The organism is Pedobacter sp. 01N416 (assembly GCF_056399685.1).
Window position 1 is genome coordinate 1 of the sequence record NZ_JBFTRT010000687.1, and the last position, 2,847, is coordinate 2,847.

At 42.5% G+C, this 2,847-nt stretch carries 1 protein-coding gene; it reads right to left on the bottom strand.

Going from position 1 to position 2,847, the window contains the following annotated elements:
* Positions 1-2,847, bottom strand: a 2,847-nt coding sequence (locus AC1DND_RS25820; protein WP_477585439.1) for an Ig-like domain-containing protein, incomplete at both ends; no start/stop codon positions are given.

The following is a 2,847-nucleotide window of genomic DNA, read 5'->3' on the forward strand; positions in this document are numbered from 1 at the left end:
GGTATTGATGATTACACTAACCGTATCTGATACCTTTGTTCCTCCGTTATTATCAGTTGCCTTGGCGCTAAGGTTGTAATTTCCTATAGCTGGATTAGTCCAGGTAAAACCGAAAGGCGCAGCTGTAGATTCTCCTAATAAAGTCGATCCCTGATAGAATTCTACTTTGGTGATTGTTCCATCTGTATCAGCCGCATTGGCATCAATAACAACGTTTGTACCTGCTGTAAACACCGCATGGTTTGCCGGTGAACTGATGGCCACCGTTGGCAGGGTATTGATGATTACTTTCACCGTGTCTGATACCTTTGTTCCTCCGTTATTATCGGTTGCTTTAGCGGTAAGGTTGTAATTTCCTACAGCTGGGTTAGTCCAGGTGAAGCTATAAGGTGCAGTGGTTGACTGACCTAAAAGTGTGCTGCCCTGATAAAATTCTACTTTGCTGATTGTTCCATCGGTATCGGCAGCATTGGCATTAATAGCAACATCGCTACCAACTGTAACTACTGCATTGCTAACAGGCGAAGTAATCGATACCGTTGGCAATAAGTTAGCAACATCTACAGCCGGATAAACCAGTTTTCTTGAACCATCATATCCGATAGCATAAACACTTGTAGAACCAGCACCATATTGAACCGTTGTGTTTGCGTTTGCTGTGGTTGCTTCTCCAGCCCCATAAATAGCCACATCGGTAAGTACCTTTTGGTTATAGGTCTCAAAAGCTACTGCACTGCCCCATTTCGAATTATCAATCTTTAATGTGTTGGTATTAACCGTTACACCAACCGTTGCAGTTGCAGTTGTTGCCAATGGTGTACGGTTTTTAAAGGTGTTTATCGTATTTGCCGATATATAATTTAATACCGGAGATACTGGTTTTGGATATCCTTTAGCCTGTACACTAGCAATTAGTGCATCTATCTGTGCTTGTGTAATGGTTAAACGCTTTATAGCATAATCGTCTATATCCATATCAATTGGCAATAGGTAGCCACTTTTCACAAAGAAATCGGTCAAATCTTCGTGAACAGCATCGCAGGCAGCACTTACAAAGTTGAGTAATAACTGGCCTTCGTTTAGTCCCGTCTGACTGGTTGTACGCATTTTCTCCAGCACATCGCCATACCAGAAAGCTACATCCGGCTGTCCAACCGTGGCTGCTGTGCCAGTTAATCGCTGTTGCATAGTAGGCAGGTTTTTACCTGCACCAGCAAGCTGGTAATATACTTCCAATTGCCACAAAGGCACCAATCGCACAAACACATCGCCTTGTGCCTCCATATGTTTTTTCTGTATCAAACAATTATCAAACAACGAGCCGTACCGTCCACCATATAAACTGGCAGCTCCCGCTTTAGGTGCATCATTACCTTTTTCAAGTCTTGTCGTATTTGCATAATTGGTACTAAAAAGATATTGTATCCATGCCGAATTAACATTGTTTGTTACTTCCGTCATGCCTATCCATTTGGCTCCTGGCCTCACCTGATTGTTATGGCCATACTCATGGGCAACTCCCCAGGGATCTTTAAAAACTCCGGTAGCACTAGCAAGATTAGACCCACTGCCACCAACACCTATGGGATAATTTACACCCTCACCACTTGCATTCGGATTTCCATCACCAGTTATAGACCTTAAAAACATGTGGTTTTTAGGCACCCTGTTATATTTGGTTAGACCATTTAAAATATATTCTGCATGCACAATGGTATCATAGGCTGCAACCAGTTCTTTTCCACTGGCTGCCGAATTACTGATCAGTATATTTTTGTTGAGATTTAGATTGGTATAGATTCCTTTCATATCCAATTTCGAATACACACCGTTAAGCAACATTTTCGTCCACTCATCATTTGTGTCCGTTAAAGGATTGTAATATCCGTTCACCTGGCCTGTGGCAATGTTAATCTGTATAGGCTGTAGACCTGCATTATCGCTAAAATAACCGATATAGGCCAGTCCATCATGTAGCACATTGATAATGTTTACCCCTTTTTTCAAGGGATAGCTATCGGTAGTGGCGCTATAATCCAGTCCAAAATCTTTAACAATTAACTGTGGGTTTACACCATAGGTATCGCCAACAAAAACAATCGCTTTGGTATTCGCCTTAAAGGCAATCCCTGTCGGGTTTTCAACCCTGTTTAAACCGTTTGTTTTTAATATGCCCTCTACCGTGCCCGGATTTGGATAATAATCATAGGTCTGTACGCGGTATTTCCTGTTATAACTATTGTTGAAAATACACTGGGCCAGAGATTTAAAAAATGGAGAAGCAATGGCATCGATATCGGTTTGCGTTATTCCAGCTTTTAATGTGGTATGCAGATCATCCGCAAAAATATTAGTGTATAAATTGCCGGCGCTGTTTTTCTGATAGAACTGCATTTCGGCACAACTGGCATCCTGCCTCGGCACATAACTAATATAGTCGATGGTTGGGCTAGTGGTAAAATTATAAGTTAAACTGATCGGGAATCCCCCACCCGCATAGTTAGAATGGTATAAGGTAGCCGTGTTGTTATCGTATGTACGCGTGATATCTTCGCCGCCGTTTGCCGCAGGGCTTACGCTGGCGCTGGAAATGGCCAGTTTAATATCAGAGTAGGCCGTAAAATCTTCTGCTATTGGATTATCGCAATCTAAAGGCTGAACGAATGGCCCAGTTTCTGCAGAACTAAAATTGATTTCAGCACAACTTGAAAAATTGCCTCCTGCCGCCCTGATTACAAAGCGGACGATATAGGGTTTTACAATCGGGCTGGCTGTCATGTCGATCGTTTTTACCGCATTGGTCTGGGCCCAGCTAATATTGCTCAGCTTGCTTACAAAAACCGAAGG